The sequence below is a fragment of the Streptomyces sp. NPDC055287 genome, from assembly GCF_053646035.1.
This window is the reverse complement of the sequence record NZ_JBSHNE010000043.1, coordinates 15,366-36,779: the sequence shown is the minus strand read 5'-3', so window position 1 is coordinate 36,779 and position 21,414 is coordinate 15,366. Positions and strand designations below refer to the sequence as shown.

The following is a 21,414-nucleotide window of genomic DNA, read 5'->3' as shown; positions in this document are numbered from 1 at the left end:
GGCGGTAAGGTAGCGGCCGTAGAGGATCTGCACCACGGGCCGGGCCGGTCTGCCAGGCCGCCGAGTCCGGCGGGGGCGGCGGGTCGGCGGCGGGGTGAACGTGCCGGAGTCGAGCAGGCGCCGCGTGCGCAGGGCGAGGCCGCGGCGCAGTTCGGTAGCGGAGGGTGAGTTCATTCCGGAGTCTCGCCGCGCGGGCAGAGCGCGAGGTGCGTGATGCGGCACCAGCGGTGCCGTCGCTGCCGGGTGGGCGATGCCGGCTTCCACGTGCCGGCAGTAGCCGGCGGGGGACGGTGGCCGTGTGGAGTTCTGCCGGCGGAGGCTGATGGAGCGGTGGTCGTGCGGGTGTACCAGTCGATGCGGTTGCCGCAGGCCCGGCAGGGGCCGGGCTAGGCGGTGCGCCAGGAGCCGGGACGGGCTGTCCGCAGCGATCCGCAGCCGGCGCAGTCCGTGAGGCGGCGGAGCGATATATGTGTCCGCAACACCGGGCCGTCTGAGCGCATTGGCGCTGCGGTAGCACACGCTGGAAACGACCTCTTCGGGCGAGGGGACCCCGACATTTGCGTCGCACAGTCGCTTTACAGTCGACTGTGGAGGCTTCCGAGGCGAGGAGTCCGACCCCGTTGGGGATTAGTCCGTGAGGACTTTTCGGGCGGAATCTACGCTCCACAGCCATGCGGTGGCTTGGTAGCCCTTGGCCACGGCGAGGACTTGCGTGAAGGCTCTTTCGTCGAAGGGGCCTTCAACAGGGGTGCCGTCGCGGAGGGCGCGGTCGTCGAGGGGACTGCGGTCGGCGGTTGCATATCCGGGGCGGAAGACGTTGTCGTACAGCCAGTCGGAAATGGCCACGACGAGGTCGGCTTTCTCGTCGTTCTCCAGAGCATCCCGTAGCTGTCGGCTGTCTACCAGGCGACAGAACCTCACCACCGTGGGGCCGGAGAAGCCAAGCGCCGAACGAACGACGGGCCCGATGTCGCACGCCATACGGCATCGGATTCTGTCCGAGTGACCGCTGTTGTCCCTGGCCAGATGCCCGGCCACGCCAGTCATCAGCCGGGGAAGGAGATCGACGCAGTCCATTTCGGCAGGCAGGACCACGTTCATGCCGTCACCTGTGGGCTGGACGTCTGTCCGCTCATCGGAAACGCCGGCCTCGTGCAGCACTTGGCGGACGAGTTGGGCCACCCGGTCCTGTACCTCGTTCTGCAGAGGGCCGGAGCGAGTGCTGTAGCCCTCGACGTCGAGGGCGAAGCCGAGCCTGATCTGACGCCGGCCAGTGAAGTCAGCCGAGGCCGGACGGGGTTCGGGGGGCTTGCCGAGGGGAAGTTGGACGACGAACGCTGCGGGTCTGCCCTTCGGCGAGAACCCCATGTCTTGGAACGGTGTCAGTGCGTAGGCGGCATCGGACCGTACTTTCAGTTCACGCAGGCCGGACGGGACCAGCAGTAGGAGCCAGCCGCTGCGCGAGCCAACGGGGACGCCGTGGGTGTCTCCTGTGTGGCGCCACCGCACTGAGGTGCTGCCGATTCCGAGCGCCTCGATGGTCGGTGTGAGCGCCGGAACGACAAGGTCGTTCATCACCATGTCCCCAGAGCAGCCGGTCCGGGAGATGGCGTCGGGATTGGCGATGAAGGCGAGATGTCTGGTCACTGCGTAACTGCGGGCGGGCTCGGGCAGGCCGACGGCCCTCGGCACCATGTCGGTTACGTACACTCCGCTGTCCTCGAATGTGAACCCGAACTCCATCCACTGTGGCGGTGAGGCGAAGGGACGTAGGACCAGGTCGGTGTTCACTTTGATGACGTAGACGTCATGGTCGCGGAAATCCGCGGGCACCGGCGTGACGGCATGGATCTGCCAGCCCTGAAACTTGACGGCGCCGATGTCGACCTCTTGGGGAGCCGTGTCGAAGGAACGGCTGCTGTCGTCGACGAGGACAAGGTTCACCTCAGCCACGTGGTCCACGCAACCCCCTCCGGCGTCTGGCCACTCCACGGCAGTGACGGTGCTGGGACGGTACAAGGGCGAAGGGGCGAAGTGTGTGCGCAGGAACACCGAGACAGACGAACGCGGCCCAGTGCCGAGGGTGTAGTCCTTCCGACCAAGCCTTCCTCTGCGCTTGCTGAAGCGCGTGCGCTGGCGAGGCGCCGGCAGCGAGACGGCGGTAGAACTCCTGGATCACCGTCCGGGTTGTTCCGTCCGGAACGCGCCACAGGCTCATGACGACGACTCTGGCTCCGGCCTGGCGGAAGGCATGACCAGCCGACCAGGGCACATCGCCCGCCCGGACCTCGCCGAGACCGGTCTCGCATGCGCTGAGTACGACCAGAGCCGTATCTTTCAGGGAGAGTCCGGCGATGTCGGATCCTAGGAGCAGGCCGTCACCCGGTTTCGGCAGGCCCTCACCCCCGGATTCCCAAAGCGCCGCGTTGGCCAACGCCACTCCGCAGCGATGCCACGGCTTTTCCGAGTGCGTGAGGAGCTCGAATCCGCGGAATCGGCCGAGGTGGTTGACCTCGAGGCCCCTACTGGAGACTTCCCGATGGCGGACGGCGAAGGCGTGGGTGGCCAGATGCAGAACCCGCGGCGATCGGACATTGCGCAGCAACAGGTCGGTGGCGTCGAGGCCCGTCGTGACGCCGACTCCGAGGAGTGATGCCACGATCTTCCCCTCCTCGCGGGCGTGAGGAAGCGGCGCGAAGACTGTCCGTTTCCGTTTGCCGTCCGGTGCGCCAAAGTCCGGGTCCGCGACGACCAGGGGATCCCCGGTGCCGACCGTCAGCGAGTCGTCCGTAGTCGGTTCCAGACCGTGGTTGACGAAGGTGAGGGTGGCATCGGTCAGCCATGGGCTGCCGTCGGCATTGGGCAGAGCGGCGAACGGTGCCAGCCACAGTTCGGAATCGGGAGCGATGATGACTCGGCGAGCCCGGGACACGAGGGGGCGCAGAGGCTCGAGTACGGCTGCGGCCAGAGCACGTGATGCCCGACCCCTCACGTTGGAGGGCGGTTCCGGGGGATGGGAAGGGTCGCAGTCTTCGGCCTTGCCGACCGATGCCTGCAGTCCGTACAGGCGATGCAACTGCTCCTGCGGAAACGTACTCGTGCCGTTGCTGAGGTCCCACATCAGCTGCCGGAACGAGACGGCGTCGATGGCGACCGTGTGCTCGATGAGCTGATGCGAGCGGCTGTAGGTCACCTGCATCTGTGCGGTCACGGGTGGCCCGTCGGACCCGTCGTCCTCGGCTTCGAACAGGCGACGCATCTCCGCGACGGGCATGGAGACGCAACCGCCGTGATAGGAGGCCAGACCGGACATTTCCTCCCGCACGTCTGCAACGCAGTCGTCGATCTCTTTGGCGGGCCCGACGTCGACGAGGGTGACCCGCCGGTCGTAGGCCCCGCCTCCGAGGGCGAAGCAGGCGTACCTGTCGGGCAGTTGCCCCGCCGATTCCAGCGGAGCGGTGAAGTCGTGAGGCGCGTAGCGCAAGAACTCGAGAAGGACGCCATCGGCCGGCAGCCGGCTCCAGGTCTCCGACAGACGGGGAAACAGCGGGCCAGCTCGCGGCGGTTCGACTTTGGTGAGTGCAGCCGTGATCGCTTTCCAGGTCATGACCTGCCGCATGGCCGAAGCGGTGATCTTCGGGTTGGACGCCATCAGCGCCAAGGACACAGACAGGCTTACCGCTTCGCCGAGCCAGGACGCGGCAATACGCCGCACCTCCAGCGAGCCCGTGTAATCGCGATACGCGTTGGCGGCCACCACGAGGAAGGAAGATCGGAAGGAGGCGGCGGCTTGTTCGAGCTTGCCGCGGGCAACGCGGACCTTGCCCAGCTTCTCCAGACAGGTGGACCGTCGGAGGTCCTCCACGGGAAACAGGCCGGCAGCTTTGCGAAGCGCGATCTCCGCCTCGATCAGCACATCCCGGCCCATCAGTTCGGCGCCGTGCTGCAGGAGTCGAGAGGCACGGTCGGCCACACCGTCGTCCACAATCCCTCCCCTGGCGGCTGGACGATCTGCAGTACGGCAGAAGTGTCCGATTGTACCGAAGTCCTGTCATAGCGTAGTCGAAGGGATGCAGCCTACGGGCGGTAACGAGAGGGGGCGTTGGCCTTGTCGAGCTCCAGCACATCTAGCCGGCGTGGACCGTGGCCATCTAACAGTCTGATGTACGCACTTCCCGCCAGAACCGGAGATGCTCTGCTCACCCTCGGCTCCCGGCGCCGCTATGCGGACGGGCAGCAATTGCTGGCGGAAGGGGACAGCACCACACATGCGATCCTGCTCGTCGACGCGTCCGTCAAGGTCAGTGCCACGACCGCGGACGGCCGGTCGGCGCTGCTGGCAGTACGCCACAGCGGCGATCTGGTCGGAGAGATGGCGGCACTCGACGGGCGGCCTCGCGTGGCCACGGTGACGGCTGTCGGTGCTGCAAAAGTCCAGGCCATTTCCCAGCAGGAGTTCCGGGATTTCCTGCACCGGCACCCACTGGCATTGGCCGCCGTCAGTCGGCAGGTCGTCGAGCGGCTGCGGGCCGCCACACGGCGGCGGGTCGACTTCGCAGGCGTACCCGTACAGGTGAGGCTGTGCCGGGTACTGGCGGAGTGGTGCGAGGAGAACGGCAGCCGCACTCCCTGCCGTGTCGCGCTCACGCAGTACGAGTTGGCCACGCTGATAGGAGCCGCCGAGGTGAGTGTCAGCCGTGCCCTGCGCACGCTCGCCCAGGACGGTGTGATCCGGACGGGATACCGGTGGGTGGAGATTCCCGACTGCATCGCGATCCGGCAGCTGGGGAGCAGGAGGCCGTAGTCGCCACCGCACCGGGTCGCCGCGATTCCGTCTTTTGATGGAGACGGCGAGCCCAAGGAACCGGCAACCTCATGGCAGCGATCAGAAAACCTGCGAATGCCGCTGCCAGGGAGGGCTGATGGGCGCAGAAGATTTCGGACCACTGGGTAGCTCCTTCGAGTTCATCCATCGAAACCTCGACTCCTTCAAGATCAAGCAGGAGGTCGACAAGCGGGGCATCCATGGGTACATCGACCACTGTGCCCGCCTGGCGGCGGCCACGGGTGTCGCTGCCGGGTCCGGCGGAGGTCTGACCCTGGCACTGGGCATTCCGGCGGACATCGCCAACACCGTGGCCCAGCAGTTCAAGGTCACCCTGGCGGTGATCTACCACCGCACCGGCCGGTACGCGGTCAGCTTCGAGGAGTTCATGAAGATCGTCGCGTTGTCGGTCGGCGTGGAAGCCAGTGCCAAGGGCCTGGAGTACCTGGTCATCAAGGTGGCGCAGGAGGTGCTGAAGCGGCTGAGCGCCCGCGTGGTGGGCCGGCTCATTCCCCTCGTGGGGGCTGTCGTGGGGGGAACGCTGAACTACGCCTTCATCAAGGGGATCGGATCGTCCCTGCTCGTCTTCGCCGACGACATCTTCGACGACCGCACGGAGGGCGGATCGGGGTCGCTGACGGCCGCATAGACCCGGCCAAGGCAACCCGGCTGCACCTCCGACGGGGTCAGCCGCTATCCGGCTCCGTTCGCACCACATCGGCACAACTCGGGATCAAAAGGAAAGAGAGGCAGCCATATGAACGCCGATCGACTCGATGACGCACCCGTGACCGGGGAGCGGCAGCTCCCCCCGAGTCTCTACGACACGATGGCCGAGGCCGTCGACTTTGCCGACGTTCCGGGCAGGACGACGACCATGTCGGTCGAGACAACGGACAATGACCCGTTCACCTTCAGCTGACGGGGCATGCGCTGTGGCACGGGCAGTAAACGAATCCTGCGGCGCTGCGGGCCACGGTCACGCCGGCCCACGCACCCCAGTGGTGATCATCGGTGAGGAATCCGATCCCCACGTACGTGAGGTGGCGGATCGCATCTCCTCGCTCCGCCCGTTGGTCGTCCTCGACGCGGCCGGTGTCCAGCGCATCCCGTTCGTGGTCTCCGCAACTCGGCTCGGCGTGGAGACCACGAACGGTCACGGAGCCGCCCACCTCGAGGACGCCCACCGCGGCTGGATCCGACGGCCCGCGCCGGCCGACTGGGACGTTGGGATGAGATGGGGAAGCAAGCAGGCCGCGGTGCAGGGCGCGTGGCGCACGCTGCTGGTGTCGCTACTGCGCAACCCCGCCTGCGAGTGGCTGACGTCCCTGGACGCGTTGCTCGCCGCCGAGAACAAAATCGTGCAATGCCGGACCGCCACTGGGGCAGGTATCGACGTGCCGCCGCTGATGGTCACCAACGACGCGTCCGAGATGTCGTCTCTGCCGGGACATCTCATCGCCAAACCCCTCGGGCCCCCGCAGTACTGGCTTGAGCAGGGCGATCCGCGGATCGTCTTCGCGGCCCCCGTGGACGCGCAGGACCCGTCGGTCGCAGGACTCCTGGCGGGCGCACCATTCATTTTGCAAGAACGCGTCAGGGCCGTACGGCATCTGCGGGTCGTGACGGTGCGTGATGAAGCCTGGGCCTTCCAGATCCCGGCAGAAAACATCCCCCTGGACTGGCGCAGGAGCGCCGCCGCGCACACCTCGTGGCGGCCGTTGAAGGCACCGGACATCGAACAACGGGCAGTCGATCTGTCAGCGGCAATGTCCGTCAGGTACACCAGCCAAGACTGGATCGAGACAGCGAGCGGCACGTACTTCATTGATCTCAATCCTGGCGGGCAGTGGCTCTTTCTGCCCGATCCCGAGGCGTCGCAGATATCCGCGGCGATCGCCCACTGGCTGCAGGGCTGAAATACCCCGCGCCGGTCGGTCGCTCAGTCGGCTGACCGGCGGCACGGGCGCTTGATCGTGCCCGGCGCCCGAAGCAGTGCCTGCTCGCCAGCAAACCCGCGTTGAGACAGACGGTGTTGACCCTGCTGAAGGAGGAGTGGTCGCCCGAACAGATCGTCGGACACCTGCGTCTGCATCACGGGGACGACCCGCAGATGCAGATCACCCACGAGACGATCTACCGGTCGATCTACACCACCCGCTGGAAGGTGGTTCCCCGCGAGCTGTGCAAGCGCCTTCGAACTGGGCGCCCGATACGGAAGAACAAGCGCCACACGGTGAAAGGCCAGTGGCGTTCACAGATCACCGATGCCCGACCGATCGAGGAGCGGCCCCGGGCGGCGGAGGACCGCAGCGAATCCGGGCACCTGGAAGGCGATCTGGTGATCGGCTCGAACAATAGCCAGGTCGCCACATTGGTCGACCGGCAGTCGCGCGTCCTCACCGTCGTGAAACTCGCCAGCCGTCACACCACCGTGGTCGTTCCTGCTCTCGCCGAGACCTACGCGCGCATGGACTCCCGACTACACGGCACGCTGCCCTGGGATCGCGGTATGGAACTGGCAGCTCACAAGCGACTCACCGCCGATACCGGTGTCGACGTGTTCTTCGCGGCCCCGCGTAGCCCCTGGCAACGTGGCACCAACGAGAACACCAACAAGCTGCTCCGCCAGTACCTGCCCAAGGGGACAAACCTGTCGACGTTCAGCCAGGACGATCTTGACGCTATCGCGGCGAAGCTCAACAACCGTCCGCGCAAGTGCTTGGGATTCCGCACACCAGCCGAGAGCGTTGCCTTGACCTGTTGAATCTAAGGTCGCTTTTTTCAGGATCTCGATCGTCTGCTGCTGTTCGCGGTTCTGCCTGCGCAGCTGCTGCAGTTCCTCACGCTCCGCGCTGGTCAGCTCGCCCGGGGTGCCTTCGCCGCGGTCGGCCTGCTCGCGCCGGACCCAGTTGCGCAGACTCTCCGGGCTGACGCCGAGCTCCCTGGCGACCTCGGTCACGGTCCTGCCGGAGGAGTTGACGAGCGCGATGGCGTCCCGCTTGTACTCCTCCGAGTACCGCTTCGTGTACTTGCTTCCCACCTGGCACTACTTCCTCTGGAACCTCACGTCCCAGTCTCCAGGTGTCCAAGATCAAGGGGAAGCTTCAGAAGTGCCTCGTGACCTGCGATGATGGGAGTTCTTCAGGCTTCCAGCACGCTGGATCAGCAAGGCACTTCCGAGATGCAAGTTTCCCATACGCCGGCGGCGGTCTCCGCTGTGTTCGATGACCGAACTCGCCGGTCTTCTGGAAGTACGTCGACGAGGGCTGAACCCTGAGAGGACACCGCCACCGGGGGCATCAGCGTGCAGTCCACCGGTGGCGGCGACGCCGCCCGTGGAACCGCCCGGGGAACGTCGACGACCAAGTAGTGGGGCTGCGCGAGCCCCAGGAACATCAAGCCGCCGCTGGCGGACCAAGGAGCCACGATTTTGCGGTGCCCAGCCCAGGAGCAGAGGTGAGACATGCGTTGCGTTAGCTGTGGACAAGAGACTGAGTATGAACACGCGCCCCCCATGGGGGGCTCACCGGAGATAGGGTTGGTACACGTCAGCAGCGGTATGCTGGCCTGTTTCCCGGAGCGTGGTCCGGCAAGCCCGATTGTCAAAGCTCCGGTGCCACCGCACCTCCGCCGCCTTCTGGAGCAGGGACCGCGGTTGCCTCCGCCGCCACCACCCGGATTCCTGATCGAGGAGGACGAGCCCGGTTCGGGGGCGTGCAGTCCAACGGCACTGTGACGTCCGTGTCACGCGGGCTGCCCCAGCCGTCGGAGCCCTGTCCGACCCGGACCGTAGCCTGACCGCTGTCCGCACGACACAGGAGGTACGCCCCGTGGATCCCACGACCGCCCGCCACATCAGGTCCGCCACGGCCCTGCCGCCGGACGTGCTCGCTATATTGAACCAGGCTTTCCTCCGCCGGTGGCACCAGGGCGGCCCGGGTGCCCGCCTCGGAGCATTCCGCGATCGACCACGCCGTCTCATCGGCATTGCTCCTGCGCGTCGATGAGCTGAACGAGGTCCGCGAGGGCCTTCTCACACAGAGCAAGTCCGCCTGCGCCATCGCCGCACGGGCCGTGCACAAGCGCGGATAACTGACTGAGGATCAGCATCGCGCGGTCCTTGACCCGTTTACCGCCGCCGGCGTCGCCGAGCTCGTGGAGTGCCCCCTCCTCGGGGTACATCGGGATGATCCGCGACGGCGCACTGACTGTGCATGCTGGATCCTGAGCTGCCGACTGCCCGTAGCCTTCCTCCATGCAGGCAACTTTGATGATCTACGACGGCACGGCCGCGCCCGATGCAGACGTGCCACGTACCGGGGGTGTGCCGCTGGCCCCCGAGGGGTTCACCTGGCCGGTGTGCAGCGATTACTGCGGAGGGCCGATGCAGTTCTTCGCGCATCTGCCGGTCGAGTACGGCGTCCTGTCGGTGTTCGTGTGCCAGAACGATCCGGGCGCCTGCGAGCTGTGGGACGCGACCTCCGGGGCGAATCGGGTCCTTCTTTTCCCGCCCGCGGGACTGGTACCGGTGGCCGTACCCGAGAAGGGCGTGACGCGGCTGCCCGCAGTGTCGGCGATCACGACCCGGGTCGTGACGCTCGAACCCGAGGAGGATGACGGCGACGATCTCCCGCGCGACGCATACGACCTCGCCCGTTCAGGGTGGAAGCGGGAGCCCGGCGAGCGGTTCGGGAAGCAACGCGAGGTGCTCGGATCGCTCGGCGGCAGCCCCTCCTACCTGGACGACGACCGGTTGCCCGGGTGCCCCTCCTGCTCCGGCACGACGGAATTCGCGGCACACTTGGAGGAGGGGATCGACCGGCAGACCGCGATGAACCTCGGCGGCCAGTTGGGCTACGTCTTCGTCTGCCGCCCCTGCTCCGAGGGCGCCTTCCTCACGGGCTGAGCGCGCCTGTGGCTGCAGGCCCCGCCGCCTACGCGGACGGGCCGCCCCCCGCTCTCCTCCTCCGCCACAGTCTCCTCCGGGGTGGCCGTGAGTGTTCGGTTTATTCCTGATCCAGGAAGATTCATCGGTGTCCAGTGAGCACGTGACGGAGGCCGAGACCGCCGAGACGCCTGAGCCGAAGCAGCCGAAGACGGTTGACGGTTGACGGTTGACGGTCAGTTGATCCACGAGTTGGTGGTGCGGGCTGCAGGCCGAGAACCTTCGGCTGACAGATGAGGGGGCATCCTTCAGCGGCTGACGAAGTGGCTGCCGCTGTCCGATCGGTGGTCGGGATCACCGACCACCTCGGCTCCGACAAGCACAACCCGTGTTCAGTGTCAAGGGGGGCGGAGCGCGGGTAAGGGCGGCGGCGTCACCCTTGTGTGCCGCTGCCGTTGTTGTCGAACTTCTCGAGCGGCGTGCGGGCGCCGTCGCGGAACGCGTCGAGGCCCGTCTCGAAGTCGACCGCTGACTGCGCGAACAGCGCCGATTCGTCGGGTGCAACGTAGATCTTGCCTCCGCCGCGTACGGCGTGCACGAGGCAGACGCCGAGCCCGTCGGGCAGCTCGATGACGTTCAGCACCGGGTCGGTCCTGAGCTGAGTCAAGTGCGCTCTGCCCACCACTATGAGCCGGTCGACGCCCTCGGATGCCGCGTCGCTGCCGCCTGCGGCAGGTGGCAATGGTGCCGTGCGGTCCTCGACCGCCTCGACCGCGTAGCCGGAACGCTCGGCAGCGTCGAGGAATGCATGGAGATCGGATGCCTCGCGCAGGAGCGCTCCGAGCTCGCCCTCGCATTCGGCCACGTGGAACGTCGCGGTGGCGAACGGATGCGTGACCGGTGCAGCCCCTGGCAGCGGCGGCAGGGTTGAGGTGCTTACGAGCACCCCCGGTTCGCCCCTGAGTCCCATCGCGAGCCGCTTGCCGTGGAAGAGGCGGTATGTGCGCACCGACCCGGTTGCATCACTCACGACGTCTGCTCCGTTTCCTATAATTGCCCGTAGGGCTCCGCGTATGCACCGCCGGGCAGTAGAACGGCCCGCGGCCCCGCTGCCCGCAACCGCAGGCGTCCTCAACTTTCGAAACGCCGGTTGCTGGCCAGCACCGCGAAGTGAGCCCGGCGCGGCCGCCTACTCGGATCCGACCTCGACGATCCGGACGTCCTCGGCAATCGAGTCCTCCGCCACCCTGGCCCGGTAGAGCGCCAGGTCGTAGGCGTCGTACGAAGGGTTAGCCGATGGGGACGGTGATCTCGGGGAGGGGTATGTCGGAAAGGTTCAGCTGGAGCCCGGTCAGGGTCAGGTAAGTCTGCGAGTCGGTCAAGGCGGAGGTGGTGGACGGCGCCTGGGTCTTCCCGCGCGTGCTCACCAGCAGGTACCAGCCCCCGCGCTTGTAGCTGCGGGAGGCGTCGGGGCGGTCGCCGTTCGGGTTCAGCGTCCAGCCCTGGCGCTCCAGGTCGGCGCAGATCGCGTTCATCTCCGACTGTGCGGAGGTCTTCTCGCGGACGGCCATCCAGCCCGTCCTGTTCGAGTTGGCGTCGGCCGCGACGGTCGGGCGGCCCTGCGCCGGGTCGAGGCCCGCCGCGCTGACCGCTGTCCGGATCACTCCGTCCACGGCGTCCCGTGTGAGGGGCGGTGACGTGGACTCCGGTGTGGGCGCCGCCGTGGACGGGGACGGCGCGGGCGCGGGCGCGCCCAGGTGGATGCGCCCGTCGTCGTCTATCTGGATGTGGTCCGGCAGGACCACGGCGGCCAGACTCACGATCAAGGTCGCGGCCAGCCCGATCCACACCCTCTTCAACAGCGCGTTCAACGCGAAACTCCCCCCGAGTGATCAATCAGAGAGAGTCTCACACATACTGCTCGGCGCCCGACAGCCCTTACCCGTCCTGCTGGGTCAGGAGCAGGACCAGGGCCTTGGAGCGGGTGGTGCCGAGCGCGGTGGCCACCGCTTCGGCGGACATGGCGTCGTCGCGCAGCGCACCGACGGCCTCCCGGCCGACCCGGGCGGCGATCCGCTCCAGCACCCCGGCGGCGCGCAGCGCGGCCAACAGCGCGTCCGCGGCCGTGGCGGTCAGCTGCCCGGCCAGCTCGACCAGGAGCGCGGCCAACGGCTCGGGCAGCGGCACGGCAGCATCGCGGACAACGGACAGGTGCGCGGTCCAGTCCGAGAGACGACAACGGCCTCCACCAGCAAAACAACACCCCCATGCCGCCACACCCCAGCCCAGCGCCTGTGAGAACCGATGACGCACACCCAGTACACATCACACGACGCCCATCAATGCGGCCGAGCACCCCGGCGCCGCATCGCCCGGAGGCCCGGTGTCGACGCTGACCACTAGCTCACGTGCGATGGCGACGTTGGCCAGGCCGCCGGCCGCCGCGAGGACGATCTTCGCCCGTAGACCCTGCCTGACCTGCGCGGTCACAGACGCGGCCAGCCGTCCAAGGCGCGCTCGCACCGGCTCGGCAGGTTCCACCACAACCGCCGTCAGCATCGCCTTGGTTGCGCAGGGCATGGAAATTTCCTGGCTGCGCGGGGCCTGTGTTCTGTGGCTATGCGAGGGTTACTGCGAGCGGGGATCGGGGTTCCCGGCCCAGGAGTTGACGAAGGTCACCACCGGTTCGGGACATGAATCCGGCAGCGATGGCGGAGTAGGTACCCACCAGCATCGGCACCTGGAACAGTTCGGCGCCGGAGGCGGCGATGCGCGCGCGGGCCTGGGCGAGTGTCGCTGGCTCATAGGTGACGTGCGGTCCGTGTGCGCGGGCCAAGTCGGCGCCGCCGATCGCCTGCTCGCCGACGAGTTCGTAGATGCGTCCTGCGTGAGCGGGCGCATCCACCGTTACCCGCACCGCGGCGTCGGCCAGGTCAGCCCGCGCAACGGCTGCCAGACGGCCCTCACCGAGCGGGGCAGTGATCCGGCCGCCCTCCAACGGGGCGAGCCCGGCCAGCAACTCCGCGTAGAGGCCGTTGCGCAGGATCGTCCAGCCCATGGTGCTCTCCCGGAGCCGCCTCTCCGTCCAGCGATGCGGCAGCGCGTAAGGGAGGTGATCGCCATCGGCGGTCAGGCTCGTATAGACGACATGCCCCACACCGGCCTTCTCGGCGGCATCGATGGCGGCGCCGTGCCGGGCTATGACGGTGTCGTCCTCACCCTGGCCCGCGGAGATCAGGACCAGCACATCCACAGCGTCGAAGCCCCTGATGAAGGTGCTGCGATCGTCGAAGTCGATGCGGCGGACAGGCAACACAGCCGGGAACTGCTGAGGATCGCGCGTTCCAAGGACCGTGTCGTCACGGTCAGCCAGCCGCTCGGCAATCAGCGCGCCCAAGGCGCCGGCCGCTCCAGTAATCATGATCATCAGGATCTTCCTTCCGGTAGGTTCTCTTCTGTAACCAGGATCATCCTGCGGGCTTGCGTCACGAAGCGTAAGGAGGCACTTCCATGTCAGTAGGGCACACAGGGGTAACCACCGAACCCGTAGTCACATGCGGCGGCGAGCACGAGGATTGCGGGATCCGCGAGGTGCTCGACCGGATCGGCGACAAATGGTCGGTCCTAGTCGTGGTCGAACTGGCCCAGGGCGTACGTCGTTTCCGACAGCTGCAACGCGCCATACCCGGTATCTCGCAGCGGATGCTGACGCTCACTGTGCGTCGGCTGGAACGCGACGGACTGATCCGTCGGACCGTGCACCCGACAGCGCCTCCGCAAGTCGAGTACGAGCTCACGACGACGGGCCACAGCCTTACACATCTGGTGAAAGCCCTCGCGGATTGGTCAGCCGACCACCGCGATGCCATCGCGCGAGCACGCCAAGAATGGGATGCCGTGCATCCCGACTCCGGAATCCGCTGACCGAATGGGCTCCAACACCTCGCCGACCACGACGGGGACGGCCGGATCAACCCCCTCCACGCACTTCCGCGGAGCAGCACGACCCCCGACACCACACCGGTACGCACGCACTCCGCCCCGCACAGAACGCTCTGTGCGGGGCGGAGTGCGCTCGGGGAGCCGCCCTGCCCCGGTCGGGTTCGGTTGATGGCCTTGCGCAGAGCGTACGTGGCATGGCCGCCTGCTGGGCGGGGCTGGCCAGCTCGGGCGCTCAGCGGCGTCGAGTCCTGGCTGCGCGACCGGATAACCCAATCGTAGAACTGACCGCGATCCTCGCATGATCCCAGTCCTAGGGCGCTTCGTTCGGATCATCTGATCGTTGGCCTGAGTGTGTCGTTGACTGACGTGCAGTGGGCGCGGATTGAGCCGCTTCTCCCCGACCGGGCTCCGAAGCGGGGTGGTCGGTGGCGGGATCACCGGGAGGTGATCGATGCGATCGCCTTCAGGTTCAGAACCGGCTCGCAGTGGGTGCACCTGCCCGAGAAGTACGGCAACTGGCGCGGCGTCTACAATGGTGGCGGATGTGAGCCGCCGACGGCACCTGGGCGCGGGTGTTCACCGCGCTGATGGCCCAGGCTGATGCCGATGAGGACCTGAACTGGGCTATCTCGGTGGACTCGACGATCGTGCGCGCTCACCAGAATGCGGCCGGGGCCCGCAAAAAAGGGGGATCCGGCCGGTGAACCGGCAGACCGCGCCATCGGCCGATCGCGCGGCGGGCTGAGCACAAAGATCCATCTCGCGGCCGACGGACAATGCAGGCCCGTCGCGTTCCACCTCACTGCCGGTCAGGCCGGTGATGCTCCCGCCTTCGCCGACGTGATGTCACGTGTGCGTGTTCCCCGCCGACGTGGACGGACCCGCACCAGGCCGAACGTGGTCCTGGCGGACAAGGCATACTCCTCACGCGCCATCCGTGAGCACCTGCGCAGACGCAGAATCAGAGCGGTGATCCCCGTCCCGTCCGATCAGCGGGGCCACCGGCTACGCCGTGGTAGCAGAGGCGGCAGACCCCCTGTGTTCGACCGTCAGGCATACAAGCAACGCAACACAGTCGAGAGATGCATCAACCGCTTGAAGTAGTGGCGCGGCATCGCGACCCGCTACGAGAAGACCACAACCATCTACCTGGCCGGACTTCACGTCGCGGGGATCTTCCTGTGGTCCGCCTGCTGATCCAAATGAGAATCCTCAGAGGCGACTTCCAGCCCCCCGAGCTCGTCAGCCCGCCGCCGTCGCGATGACCTCGTCCAGGACTTCGCGCGTGTAACGCAGGTCCTCGATGGAGCGGTCGATCCGGCTACGCTCTGCCTCCAGCTGGTCGACCAGCCACGGAGTCGCCGTCTCCGCCGGACCCCCATCGTGGTCTCGCATGCAGGGAAGCACACTCGCGATCTTGTCGCCGCTCAGCCCGGCGGCCAGCAATTGCTGAATAAGGATCACGCGGTCGACGGCTGCTTCCGGGTACTCCCGGTGCCCGCCGGCCGTGCGCTCGGAGGCAAGGATGCACTTCTGCTCGTAGTAGCGCAGGGATCGCACGCTCACGCCCGTACGGTGGGACAGCTCACCGATCTTCATGGGTTTCCAGCCCTTCACTTGGTTCAAGAGTTGAACCTGACACGGGTGTCAGATCCTACGGTTCCCGCATGACGAACACGGCCACTTCTCCGCTCCTCGCCCCCTACTCCTCCGGCAGCTTCACCCTCCCCAACCGTCTCGTGATGGCCCCAATGACCCGGTTCCGCGCGCACGAGGACGGGACCCCGCTCCCGGTGGTCGCGGAATACTACGCGCAGCGCGCGGAAGCCGGACTCCTCGTCACGGAGGGCATCTGGCCACACCGCCGGGGACAGAGCGGCTGGCGCATCCCGGGGCTGGAGACCGAGGCCCACATCGTCGGCTGGCACGCGGTGACCGAGGCCGTACACGCACGCGGCGGGCGGATCTTCGCTCAGCTCATGCACGGCGGACGCCAGGGGCACCCGCGCTCACGGCTGCTTGGCGACGTCCCGGCCGGGCCATCCGCTGTGCCGGTCCCAGGACCCGTGCACGTTAAGGACGGCAAGGCCGAGGCGCCCGTTCCACGCGAGATGACGAAGGACGACATCCGTACCGCGATCGACGATCACGTGGCCGCCGCACGCAACGCCCTACAGACAGGCTTCGACGGCGTGGAGATCCACGGCGCCAACAGCTACCTGACCCACCAGTTCCTCGCCGACAACACCAACCTCCGCACAGACGCGTACGGACGCGACAAGACCCGGTTCGCCGTCGAACTGGTCACCGCAGTCGCCGAGGCCATCGGAGCGCACCGGCTCGGGCTCCGCCTCTCTCCCGGTAACCCACAATTCGGCATGTCCGAGCGCTCCCCGGCCCCCGTATACCGCGCACTGCTCAATGCGGTGGCCCCACTCGGCCTGGCCTACCTCCACCTCACCGACAACGACGACTACCCGGCCCTGGCAGATCTGCGACCGCGCTGGAACGGCACGCTCATCGCCAACGTTGGCGAGAACCACGCGCCCACCACCCAACACCAGGGAGAACAAGTACTCACACAGGGCCACGCCGACTTGATCTCCTTTGGACGCGCGTTCCTCGCTCACCCCGACCTGCCCGCGCGCATCGCTGCGAACGACCCGCTCGACACACCGATCGACACGGAGCACCTCTACACACACGGCGCACAGGGCTACACCGACTACCCGACGCTCGAAGAACAGCGCGCGAGGCAGCTCACCGCCGCAGCGACACAGTGAACCGCTCCAGCCAGGCGCACTGGACAACATTTGCTTCAAGGCCCTCGACTTCGCCCAGTGCACTGGCACCTGGCGGCTCGGTGATCCGAACGAAGCGCCCTCAGCTTGACGTTTATCCAGCTCTGCTGCTTGTGATGGTTGCCGTGAGGTCCGGTTGGCCCTGTTTCCCGACGGTGCGTTCGCGTGCACGGTGCTTGTTCTTCGTGCCGATTGGTCGGCCTGGGCCTGCGGTGCTGGGTTTCGGTGCACCGGCCGGTTGAGGGGCCTTGGCGTGGAGGCGGCGAAATCCTCGGCGGACCCGTGCAGGGGTGAGACGTCCTTGGCGTGCGGGCCGCTCCCAGGGTCTGCGAAGGTCCTCGGCAAGGGGCCGGGCCAGGCGGAGTTGGGTGTGGGCGGCGATGACCAGCCAGGTCCAACGGTCAGCGGCGGCCGGCTCGCGGAGTTTGGGAGCCGTCCAGCCCAGCGTCTGCTTGAACATCCTGAAGGTGTGTTCCAGGTCGAATCTGCGCAGGAACGCCTGCCAGAGCCGGTCCACGTCCCCGGCGGTGGCACCGGTGGCCGACCACCACAGCCAGATCGGCCGGGGGTGGCGGTCGCCGCGAAGGTGGTCGACCCGCAGACGGATGACGGTGCCTTCGATGATCGGCAACTCCGCGGGATGGTCGGCCCAGGCCGAGCGCCGGGTCAGCAGTGGATGCAGGCGGTCCCACGCCGTGGCGACGGCCTGCCCGTAGTGAGTGGTGTCGGTCACCGTGATGATGGACGGGACCGGCTGGGTGGCCGGGCACTCGAAGGTGAACTCTGCCCCGTGCTTGGGTTTACGCCCGCGCTTGCCCGCCGGCTGCGGCGGAGGCGGAAAGTACAAGACTCGGTCCGAACGCATCCGGCCCAGTAACTCCACGGGCAGGTCCGCGAGCAGGAAGCCAGGCGGGTCACGTCGTAGCCGGCATCAAAGACGACGAGGACGGGCGGGTCGCCGATCTGCCACTGGCCTGCCACATACAACCGCTGGAACACCTCTCGGACCTGGCCGGCGGTGACGGCGATCGCGTCGTCCCAGGGCCGCAGCCGGAGCACGTCCAACACCGCCGTCCACGACGTCCGGCCCGGCTCCACAGCGACAACGAAGGAGTAGGTGTCGGGGTACGGACGTGTCTCCCCAGCCGGGTACGAGCGGACATCCTCGGCTGCTTGGTCGCCGCATGGCCGGGGCCGGCCGATAGCCAGCCAGCCTCGGGACAGGGCGGTCAGTCCAGGGTGGGGCGGAGCCCCATCGCGCAGCGACGCCTGTAGGCGCCCTTGACGGGCCGTCGTGTCCCGCACCCTGAGAAGTCGGGTGGCCCCGGCTCCCCGACCTGCGCACAACCCCCTTCAGGATGGGGACGTATCGCTGTACCTCACTGACCACGTTCGGATGTACGCCGACAGTAGGGCCAACCGGGGATCATTTGGGCCGAGCTTCTGCCTCGCCCGTATGTGTGGCAGAACATCCGGTCCGGGCTGGTATTCGCGTCCGGCCGCAGCCAGTTGCTCACATCGACCGCCAGGACCAGCCGCCCCGACGCCGTGCGGGGAAGCGGCAGCCCTGCCAGCGTTCTGCGCAGGCGTGCCACATCCAGATCCCCGCAGTTCAGGCCGCCGTACTAGGCGCCATGCCCACGCCGGTGCTCAGGCTCCAACGACAGCTCGACCAACGTCCTCACCGGGCCATCCGCGCACAGCAGGGCATCACTCAGCTCGAACAGCGCATCGCGCCGCCCGGTCAGACAGGCATAGACCTCCGTCCGGAAGCATGACAGTTCGGCAAACGCATCCCGCGGGACGCCGTGTTGCGGCAGACCCGGTGATGCACTGGGCAAGGCCCTGCCCTACGGCATCTACGACCTGGCGGCGGACACCGGCTGGGTGAACGTCGGTACGGATCACGACACCGCGGCCTTCGCGGTCGAATCGATCCGCCGTTGGTGGCAGGCACGTGGGTGCCTCGACTACCCGCAGGCCAGACGTCTGCTGTGCTTCGGTGCGGGCGCCGAGATGCGCCATCGCCCGCCCCCACCAGCGCGGACGAACGTCACAGTCTGCCCCGCCTCGTCCCTGCGCGCGGTGATCAACTCCGTGGTGTTCCGCTACCCCGGCCAGGACCTCACCACCGTTGGCACCTACACCGAAACGACCTTCCCGCCTGGCTCGAAGCAGAGCAGATCCCAACGCCGCGCGGCAGGGCCTCTCACGTCTCCGACGGCCGCGGCTGCTCCGGCGGAACCGAGCTCTCGGCAGCCGCCATCCACTGGTCCAGGTCGGCCTGGGTGAACTCTGCCCACGGTGGGATTTCGGGGAGCTGGCGGAGGAGGCCGTAGGCCTCGGGGATCTGGGGGCCGCGGAGGACCGGGCAGTGGCAGCCGGCGATGACCTCGGCGTTCAGGTGTTGGAAGTCGGTGACGACCGTCCGGAACTTTTGGGCATCCACCAGGGCGACCCAGGGGGAGACCAGGCTTCCGCCGAAGAACTGGCCGTCGCGGAATTCGTCTGGGGACAGCGCTGCCATTTCGGGCATGGGGGTCGGCACGTTCGTGGCGAAGGTGTCGACGGCCCAAAGGACGTTGGTCTTCGGGTCGAAGAGGGCGCGGGTTGTGGGGTTGTCGTACAGGGGCGGTCGTTTGGCGACCAGGGTGCGGTCGCCCGCGTCGATCGTGTCGCCGTCGGTCATGAAGCGGCACCGGTTGATGGGGGTCTGCCACTCCTCGGCCATGCGGCCGAGGGAGAACCATGTCGTCAGCAGGGTCGCGTTCGGGCATTCGGCGAGGACCGGCAGGAGGTTGCCGGCGTGGTCGCGGTCGTCGTGGGTGAGGAAGATCCACCGTACGTCCAGGGGATCCACGACGGACCAGGCTGCCTCCAGCCACTGGGAGCGCACTGCGGGCGCCCCGGTGTCCACGAGGACCGGTTCGGCTCCCCGGATCACCATCGAGTTCATCGGGAAGTGGCCGACCGGCGGGGCCTCGAGGGCCCACGGGATGACGAACGTCTCCTCGACGATCTTGTACGGCTGCAGAAGGTTGAACGTTTCCATGGTTGTCATCGCTGCTCCCCGGGACGGAGTCGCCTCAGCGTCCATGAATCCAGTGCAGCCCCGTGCCTCGCCGTCGTCAAACGCAGAACTCGTGACGGTCGGCTTCGGTGAGCAACGATGGGTGCGCGGTCGGCGCTGGCAGGCTCCAAGTGCGGGCGACCGCGAGCAGCGGGGATGGCTGCTGCGCCGTCCGAGGGAGTGCGGCCGCAACGGGGATGTCAGCGCCCCGACCACGCCCCTACGCGGGGGTGACCTGCACGAATTTCAGGACGTTATGAAGGCACGCGTCGCGGACGTCGACCCCGGCCTGCGGACCACGCTGCTGAGTCTGGTCGAGCCGGATGAGCGTGGGGATCCGATGTCACCGTTGCGGTGGACGACCAAGTCGACCCGCACCCTGGCGGCCGAGCTGACCCGCCGGGGACACCGGGTCGGTGCCGACACCGTCGCCGGTCTGCTGCGGGAGGAAGGTTTCCGTCTGCAGGCCAACGCCAAGACACTTGAGGGCAGTCAGCATGCGGACCGGGATGCCCAGTTCCGCTATCTCAACGCGCAAGCACGCGATCACCGGGATGCCGACCAACCGGTGATCAGCGTGGACACCAAGAAGAAGGAACTGGTCGGCGACTTCAAGAGCTCCGGCCGTTCCTGGCGGCCGACGGGCGATCCAGTCCTGGTGCGCGTCCACGACTTCGCCGACCCGGAGCTGGGCAAAGCCATCCCCTATGGCATCTACGACCTGGCGGCCAACACCGGCTGGGTCAACGTCGGCACCGACCATGACACCGCCGCGTTCGCGGTGAAGTCGATCCGCCGCTGATGGCACGGCCAGGGCCGCGACGCCTACCCGCAAGCTTCCCAACTGTTGATCACCGCCGATGCGGGCGGCTCCAACGGCTACCGCACCCGGGCCTGGAAACTCCACCTAGCCCGGCTGGCCGCCGAGACCGGCCTGACCATCACGGTCTGTCACCTGCCGCCGGGTACGTCACAGTGTTTCATTTCACCGGTGAATGAAGTCATCCGCCGATACGCCAATAGGGTGAACCCGCACGCCTGCTAAGCGCCGAAATGCGAGCCGCTGCGAACAGGCTTAGCGTTAAAGCCATGACCACAACACAGACACGAGACGCCATCTACTATGTCGTAGACGGCGACACTCTCTCCGAGATAGCCGAGCATTTCGGGACCACAGTCGCGAAGCTCCAGCAACTGAACAACATTTCGGACCCCGACAAGATCGGCGTCGGGCAGCGCCTGGTCATCTCCCACTCAGGAAACGGCTTCGTGCCGTTCCCCGGAAAGCAATGGTTCCACCATCAGCCGAACAACAAGGTCGTCCTCGCGATGGCTCATCGCCTGAAGCAGGAAGGCTGTGGCACCTACCAGCCGCCGGAGCCGGACAAGAAGTGGTCGTCGGCGGACAAGGCCTCGTACAGCAAGTGGCAGAAAAAGAATGGGTTCGAGGGCTCCGACGCGGACGGCTTCCCGGGGGAGCTCACCTGGGACAGGCTTGAGGTTCCCACACCTTCCGCCTGACCACGCGGCGTGAATTCGCCGACAAGAAAGAACGCCTGAGGGCTTATGCCCCAAGAGCCGAAACAAGGCCGGTCGGCTCAGCCGACCGGCCTTGTTGAGTCTCAAAATGAGCGCGGTGTGTGCCTCGCCGGCTTCGTGGGCGCCCGCGCCCGTACCCGCTAAGCATGAGCGTGATCAGAATTCACGTCCACCACCATCCATCCAATGTCGCAGATCGGCTGGAGCTGCCCAGGCCCCCCTGACCCGTCCTGGGATTACTCTCTCCGCGATGAGCAGAGCATTTTTAGATGTCCGGTTTGGTGCCAATGTGAGACTGAGGCTCCGGGGCTGCATTCAGTTGGGTTCGAGAAATTCCCAATCTGGAGCA

The 21,414-nt window shown here is 67.1% G+C and carries 20 protein-coding genes and 7 pseudogenes; 12 read left to right on the top strand and 15 right to left on the bottom strand.

Annotation, left to right across the window (positions count from 1 at the left end):
* Positions 1–170: 170 nt before the first annotated feature.
* The 3 genes and pseudogenes from ACWIHY_RS34755 to ACWIHY_RS34745 form a co-directional block, all read right to left on the bottom strand.
* A pseudogene (locus ACWIHY_RS34755) lies at positions 171–368 on the bottom strand (hypothetical protein); the annotation flags it as partial.
* A gap of 259 nt (positions 369–627) precedes the next feature.
* A complete protein-coding gene (locus ACWIHY_RS34750) occupies positions 628–2,052 on the bottom strand; it encodes a hypothetical protein (protein ID WP_454380383.1) in 1,425 nt (474 codons plus the stop codon).
* Complete coding sequence (locus tag ACWIHY_RS34745; protein ID WP_454380382.1) at positions 1,946–3,985, bottom strand: CHAT domain-containing protein; 2,040 nt, start codon at positions 3,983–3,985, stop codon at positions 1,946–1,948. Before ACWIHY_RS34745 ends, ACWIHY_RS34750 begins: the two co-directional genes overlap by 107 nt.
* Positions 3,986–4,162: 177 nt before the next feature.
* Between ACWIHY_RS34745 and ACWIHY_RS34740 the strand changes: the two genes are divergently transcribed.
* The 5 genes and pseudogenes from ACWIHY_RS34740 to ACWIHY_RS34720 all read left to right on the top strand — a co-directional run.
* Positions 4,163–4,804, top strand: coding sequence for a Crp/Fnr family transcriptional regulator (locus ACWIHY_RS34740; protein ID WP_454380381.1), 642 nt, complete (start codon positions 4,163–4,165; stop codon positions 4,802–4,804).
* A gap of 118 nt (positions 4,805–4,922) precedes the next feature.
* Entirely contained in the window at positions 4,923–5,474 is a 552-nt protein-coding gene (locus ACWIHY_RS34735) for a hypothetical protein (protein WP_454380380.1), read from the top strand.
* Between the two features lie 108 nt (positions 5,475–5,582).
* Positions 5,583–5,747 (top strand): hypothetical protein, encoded by a 165-nt coding sequence (locus ACWIHY_RS34730; protein WP_454380379.1) that lies wholly within the window; start codon positions 5,583–5,585, stop codon positions 5,745–5,747.
* Between the two features lie 151 nt (positions 5,748–5,898).
* Complete coding sequence (locus ACWIHY_RS34725; protein WP_454380378.1) at positions 5,899–6,744, top strand: hypothetical protein; 846 nt, start codon at positions 5,899–5,901, stop codon at positions 6,742–6,744.
* Positions 6,745–6,812: 68 nt separating this feature from the next.
* A pseudogene (locus tag ACWIHY_RS34720) lies at positions 6,813–7,592 on the top strand (IS30 family transposase); the annotation flags it as partial.
* 60 nt (positions 7,593–7,652) lie between these two features.
* On the opposite strand, the pseudogene ACWIHY_RS34715 reads toward ACWIHY_RS34720, so the two are convergent.
* Both ACWIHY_RS34715 and ACWIHY_RS34710 read right to left on the bottom strand, forming a co-directional pair.
* Positions 7,653–7,868: pseudogene (locus tag ACWIHY_RS34715) on the bottom strand (transposase); the annotation flags it as partial.
* Between the two features lie 938 nt (positions 7,869–8,806).
* Positions 8,807–9,085, bottom strand: a complete 279-nt coding sequence (locus tag ACWIHY_RS34710; protein ID WP_454380377.1) for a hypothetical protein — start codon at positions 9,083–9,085, stop codon at positions 8,807–8,809.
* Between ACWIHY_RS34710 and ACWIHY_RS34705 the strand changes: the two genes are divergently transcribed.
* Complete coding sequence (locus tag ACWIHY_RS34705; protein WP_454380376.1) at positions 9,084–9,734, top strand: hypothetical protein; 651 nt, start codon at positions 9,084–9,086, stop codon at positions 9,732–9,734. The genes ACWIHY_RS34710 and ACWIHY_RS34705 overlap by 2 nt on opposite strands.
* A gap of 412 nt (positions 9,735–10,146) precedes the next feature.
* Here ACWIHY_RS34705 and ACWIHY_RS34700 read toward each other — a convergent pair whose 3' ends face one another.
* The 5 genes from ACWIHY_RS34700 to ACWIHY_RS34680 all read right to left on the bottom strand — a co-directional run bounded on the left by ACWIHY_RS34700 (position 10,147) and on the right by ACWIHY_RS34680 (position 13,140).
* Positions 10,147–10,743, bottom strand: coding sequence for a hypothetical protein (locus ACWIHY_RS34700; protein ID WP_454380375.1), 597 nt, complete (start codon positions 10,741–10,743; stop codon positions 10,147–10,149).
* Positions 10,744–11,002: 259 nt separating this feature from the next.
* The gene (locus ACWIHY_RS34695) at positions 11,003–11,584 is read right to left on the bottom strand and encodes a hypothetical protein (protein WP_454380374.1); all 582 of its coding nucleotides are present in this window, start codon (positions 11,582–11,584) and stop codon (positions 11,003–11,005) included.
* Positions 11,585–11,651: 67 nt separating this feature from the next.
* Positions 11,652–11,900, bottom strand: coding sequence for a hypothetical protein (locus ACWIHY_RS34690; RefSeq protein ID WP_454380373.1), 249 nt, complete (start codon positions 11,898–11,900; stop codon positions 11,652–11,654).
* Positions 11,901–12,038: 138 nt separating this feature from the next.
* Complete coding sequence (locus tag ACWIHY_RS34685; protein ID WP_454380372.1) at positions 12,039–12,293, bottom strand: hypothetical protein; 255 nt, start codon at positions 12,291–12,293, stop codon at positions 12,039–12,041.
* 37 nt (positions 12,294–12,330) lie between these two features.
* A complete protein-coding gene (locus ACWIHY_RS34680) occupies positions 12,331–13,140 on the bottom strand; it encodes an NAD(P)H-binding protein (RefSeq protein ID WP_454380371.1) in 810 nt (269 codons plus the stop codon).
* Positions 13,141–13,223: 83 nt separating this feature from the next.
* Here ACWIHY_RS34680 and ACWIHY_RS34675 point away from each other — a divergent pair, with 83 nt between their 5' ends.
* Together ACWIHY_RS34675 and ACWIHY_RS34670 are read left to right on the top strand one after the other, a co-directional pair.
* Positions 13,224–13,637, top strand: coding sequence for a winged helix-turn-helix transcriptional regulator (locus ACWIHY_RS34675; protein ID WP_454380370.1), 414 nt, complete (start codon positions 13,224–13,226; stop codon positions 13,635–13,637).
* A 354-nt stretch (positions 13,638–13,991) separates the two neighbouring features.
* Positions 13,992–14,852: pseudogene (locus ACWIHY_RS34670) on the top strand (IS5 family transposase).
* Positions 14,853–14,897: 45 nt separating this feature from the next.
* On the opposite strand, the gene ACWIHY_RS34665 reads toward ACWIHY_RS34670, so the two are convergent.
* Entirely contained in the window at positions 14,898–15,254 is a 357-nt protein-coding gene (locus ACWIHY_RS34665; RefSeq protein WP_454380391.1) for a MerR family transcriptional regulator, read from the bottom strand.
* A 68-nt stretch (positions 15,255–15,322) separates the two neighbouring features.
* Between ACWIHY_RS34665 and ACWIHY_RS34660 the strand changes: the two genes are divergently transcribed.
* Positions 15,323–16,438: an alkene reductase gene (locus tag ACWIHY_RS34660; RefSeq protein WP_454380369.1), complete on the top strand. Its 1,116-nt coding sequence runs from the start codon at positions 15,323–15,325 to the stop codon at positions 16,436–16,438.
* A 112-nt stretch (positions 16,439–16,550) separates the two neighbouring features.
* Here ACWIHY_RS34660 and ACWIHY_RS34655 read toward each other — a convergent pair whose 3' ends face one another.
* The 3 genes and pseudogenes from ACWIHY_RS34655 to ACWIHY_RS34645 form a co-directional block, all read right to left on the bottom strand.
* Positions 16,551–17,189 (bottom strand): hypothetical protein, encoded by a 639-nt coding sequence (locus ACWIHY_RS34655; RefSeq protein ID WP_454380368.1) that lies wholly within the window; start codon positions 17,187–17,189, stop codon positions 16,551–16,553.
* On the bottom strand, positions 17,186–17,515 hold the full coding sequence (locus ACWIHY_RS34650) for a hypothetical protein (protein ID WP_454380390.1): 330 nt from the start codon (positions 17,513–17,515) through the stop codon (positions 17,186–17,188). The genes ACWIHY_RS34655 and ACWIHY_RS34650 overlap by 4 nt, the downstream gene beginning before the upstream one ends.
* 350 nt (positions 17,516–17,865) lie before the next feature.
* Positions 17,866–18,276 (bottom strand): annotated as a pseudogene (locus ACWIHY_RS34645) (transposase); the annotation flags it as partial.
* Between the two features lies 1 nt (position 18,277).
* On the opposite strand from ACWIHY_RS34645, the pseudogene ACWIHY_RS34640 reads away from it, so the two are divergent.
* A pseudogene (locus tag ACWIHY_RS34640) lies at positions 18,278–18,451 on the top strand (ISAzo13-like element transposase-related protein); the annotation flags it as partial.
* A gap of 214 nt (positions 18,452–18,665) precedes the next feature.
* On the opposite strand, the gene ACWIHY_RS34635 reads toward ACWIHY_RS34640, so the two are convergent.
* Positions 18,666–19,517: an MBL fold metallo-hydrolase gene (locus ACWIHY_RS34635; RefSeq protein ID WP_454380367.1), complete on the bottom strand. Its 852-nt coding sequence runs from the start codon at positions 19,515–19,517 to the stop codon at positions 18,666–18,668.
* Positions 19,518–19,785: 268 nt separating this feature from the next.
* Between ACWIHY_RS34635 and ACWIHY_RS34630 the strand changes: the two are divergent.
* Positions 19,786–20,502 (top strand): annotated as a pseudogene (locus ACWIHY_RS34630) (ISAzo13 family transposase); the annotation flags it as partial.
* Positions 20,503–20,615: 113 nt separating this feature from the next.
* Entirely contained in the window at positions 20,616–21,047 is a 432-nt protein-coding gene (locus ACWIHY_RS34625; protein ID WP_454380366.1) for a peptidoglycan-binding protein, read from the top strand.
* The last annotated feature ends 367 nt before the right edge of the window (positions 21,048–21,414 follow it).

Bases quoted from the DNA above. Each gene is read 5' to 3' on its own strand.
- ACWIHY_RS34705 (WP_454380376.1), top strand. From the start codon at position 9,084: ATGCAGGCAACTTTGATGATCTACGACGGCACGGCCGCGCCCGATGCA.
- ACWIHY_RS34740 (WP_454380381.1), top strand. From the start codon at position 4,163: ATGTACGCACTTCCCGCCAGAACCGGAGATGCTCTGCTCACCCTCGGC.
- ACWIHY_RS34665 (WP_454380391.1), bottom strand. From the start codon at position 15,254: ATGAAGATCGGTGAGCTGTCCCACCGTACGGGCGTGAGCGTGCGATCC.
- ACWIHY_RS34685 (WP_454380372.1), bottom strand. From the start codon at position 12,293: ATGCCCTGCGCAACCAAGGCGATGCTGACGGCGGTTGTGGTGGAACCT.
- ACWIHY_RS34660 (WP_454380369.1), top strand. From the start codon at position 15,323: ATGACGAACACGGCCACTTCTCCGCTCCTCGCCCCCTACTCCTCCGGC.
- ACWIHY_RS34680 (WP_454380371.1), bottom strand. From the start codon at position 13,140: ATGATCATGATTACTGGAGCGGCCGGCGCCTTGGGCGCGCTGATTGCC.
- ACWIHY_RS34625 (WP_454380366.1), top strand. From the start codon at position 20,616: ATGACCACAACACAGACACGAGACGCCATCTACTATGTCGTAGACGGC.
- ACWIHY_RS34635 (WP_454380367.1), bottom strand. From the start codon at position 19,517: ATGACAACCATGGAAACGTTCAACCTTCTGCAGCCGTACAAGATCGTC.
- ACWIHY_RS34675 (WP_454380370.1), top strand. From the start codon at position 13,224: ATGTCAGTAGGGCACACAGGGGTAACCACCGAACCCGTAGTCACATGC.
- ACWIHY_RS34710 (WP_454380377.1), bottom strand. From the start codon at position 9,085: ATGGAGGAAGGCTACGGGCAGTCGGCAGCTCAGGATCCAGCATGCACA.
- ACWIHY_RS34730 (WP_454380379.1), top strand. From the start codon at position 5,583: ATGAACGCCGATCGACTCGATGACGCACCCGTGACCGGGGAGCGGCAG.
- ACWIHY_RS34735 (WP_454380380.1), top strand. From the start codon at position 4,923: ATGGGCGCAGAAGATTTCGGACCACTGGGTAGCTCCTTCGAGTTCATC.